This is a genomic window from Pseudomonas brassicacearum (assembly GCF_918698105.1).
In the GTDB taxonomy this organism is placed as follows: Bacteria; Pseudomonadota; Gammaproteobacteria; order Pseudomonadales; family Pseudomonadaceae; genus Aquipseudomonas; species Aquipseudomonas brassicacearum_F.
The window spans coordinates 1-2,415 of the sequence record NZ_CAKKMI010000155.1 but is presented as its reverse complement, the minus strand read 5'-3'; the positions used below and the strand labels follow the sequence as shown (position 1 = coordinate 2,415).

The 2,415-nt window shown below is 58.5% G+C and carries 1 protein-coding gene and 1 pseudogene; both read right to left on the bottom strand.

The window, feature by feature from the left end:
* Nucleotides 1-1,260 (bottom strand): annotated as a pseudogene (locus tag LQ215_RS29345) (type IV secretion protein Rhs); the annotation flags it as partial.
* Nucleotides 1,261-1,699: 439 nt separating this feature from the next.
* Nucleotides 1,700-2,158, bottom strand: a complete 459-nt coding sequence (locus LQ215_RS29340; protein WP_230153724.1) for a GNAT family N-acetyltransferase — start codon at nucleotides 2,156-2,158, stop codon at nucleotides 1,700-1,702.
* Nucleotides 2,159-2,415: the final 257 nt, after the last annotated feature.

Genomic DNA, 2,415 nt, shown 5'->3' with positions numbered 1-2,415 from the left:
GTCGTGGGGTTCGTATTTGCTCAGTCGCGTGGCAGCCTGAGATTTTTCCCGCACGATCGGGGCCGGGTTGCTGACCGACAGCGGCGCGGAGTCCCCAGTGGTGATCTGTAACGGTCTGACAGGCGCCGGTCCCACCGACGACCCACGGCCGGCGATTATTAACGGCTTCAGTACATCGGCATGTTTGTTGAGGCTGTCGCCGCCAAGTTGCCCCAAGCGCTGGCTCGATGCCTGCAACCACTCGCGGGCGCGTTCCGAGCGAACATGACGCAGAACTTTACCGCTCATGCGCAGCCCCACGCCCAGGCCACCGGTCACACGCGCCAAGAGCAAATTGATCAAAATCGAGGCGCGCATTTCCCCCAGGACTTCGGCCAGGTACTGCGGCGGCAGCATCCGCAGCCAACCGATGAACGCCGCGGTGTAGACGAAGAGCAAAGGCTCATCGCTGAGGATCATCAGGCCTTTGGCAATCGCCTCCGATGAGGCTTTCAGCAGTTGCTCGAGCTCAGCCTCGGTGAGGTATTCCAGCAATTTTTCACTGTTGGCCTGTAGATCCGCCAACAGATCGAAGACCTGTTTTACGTCGTCCCATAGCCCAAACAGGGCGTTTTCAAAGCCGCGTAGCTGGGCCTCCTGCAATGCGTTGAAGCGCTTTACAAAACCGCTCTCGGAAAACTCCTTCCACAACGGTTGAAACTCGTTCCATTCTGCTTTCAGCCAACCTTCGAGCTCGACGATCTCGAGCTGATAGGACGCGTACAGCGCCCTGACATGGTCGGTCGTGATATTTGGAAAAAAACTGATGCGGTAACGCTGGCCGCGGTCGCATTCGGGTATTTCCAAAATGCCGCTGGGACCAATGACATGAGGGATCGGATCGCCGAAAATTTCCTGCCCAAGCTCGCCCTTTATGATCGGCTCCAACACCACCGGCGTATCGCCGATAGGAACGAAACGCGAGGCCTGGAACATGTGCACCAGCGTCAGCGGGCCTTGTGCCGGACACCTCGCCACCACGGCGCTGACCTGCTTGCCATCGCCTTTCGCGGGTGTGAGCGATACCTCCTTGCCAACTTTAAACACCTGCTTGATATCCAGCGTCCGACCGGCCCAGAATCTTTCCGCCCAACTGTCGTAGTCGCCCAGGCAGCGGCGAAAGTCCTGCAACACTTCCTCGACATCGGGCGAGTTCATGGCGGCGAAGACCAGCGAACCAATGGCACCGGTTAAAGGCGGGATCTTGTCAGGGAACTTCATGCAGGCAGCTCGCGGCGCGGGAGGGGGCGCGAGACTGTGCCGGGGATGGCTGGAGAAATAAGTCAGGTAAAGAAGCCGGGCGTGTAGGGCATTTCTCTAATTAGGCCGATGTTGCCAGAATTCCGCCAAAACTCCTGTGTGTGTGCGAGCCTGCTCGCGATAGCGATACATCAAACAAATAAACCTTCACCCTGCAGACCATCTGCATCAACGGCCAGAGCGACTATTGCGCCAAGCTGGGTTGGGAGGTGTTGGAACTCTTTGAGGCTTGGGGGAAAGAGCAATGGCGGATGCTGAATTTATGTTGGCTGATACCACTTTTCGCGAAAGATCACCTAAAGGCCGGGGCCGTGCTTCGAGCGCTGCCGGGGGACACACCCGTGGAGTACGTCCCGGTCGGCGGTCCGTTGCGGGATGGGAGCTAGCGCAAATACCGCGATCACAAACACCGAGCCATCAGCCACTGCTCTTTCCCCCAAGCCTCAAAGCGCTCCAGCACCTCCCAACCCAGCTTGGCGTAATAATCACGTTGGCTATGGGTGTGCAGGAACAAGGTGGTGATTCCAGCCTCTCGCGCATGGCTACAGATGCCTTCGATCAACTGCGCCGCAAGCCCTCTGCGTCGAGCCTCCGGGGTGATGAACACACATGCCAGCCACGGGCCCAGCTCTGGCCGGTCGGGCAGGTCGTGGCTGGCCAGTGAAGCGCCGCCGAGCAACTGGTCGTGTTCCGTGGCGATCAGGCACTTCCAGCGGCCATCGTGCTGCCCCGCAGCGAATTCCTGCTGCCAACTGGCGAGCGATTGCTGGGCGAATTCATAACTGAATTCCCGATGGAGCCATTCGGCCATCTGGTCGCTTTTATCCATGTGGTTAGTGAGCCAATCCATTTGCAGCATTTGAAACACTCCTTGTTTATTTGTCCTGGCGGGAGGGTTGGGGTCAATTTTATAGCCATTGTGGATGCAGATGGTCAGCAGGCTGAAGATCTATTTGTTTGAGGTACCGCCATCGCGAGCAAGCTCGCTCCCACAGGGGAATTTTGGTGAGGTCGGGATTGTGGCGAGGGAGCTTGCTCCCGCTCGGCTGCGCAGCAGTCGTAAACCTACCCGGTCACCGCGTTGAATGGCTTTGGGGCTGCTGCGCAGCCCAGCGG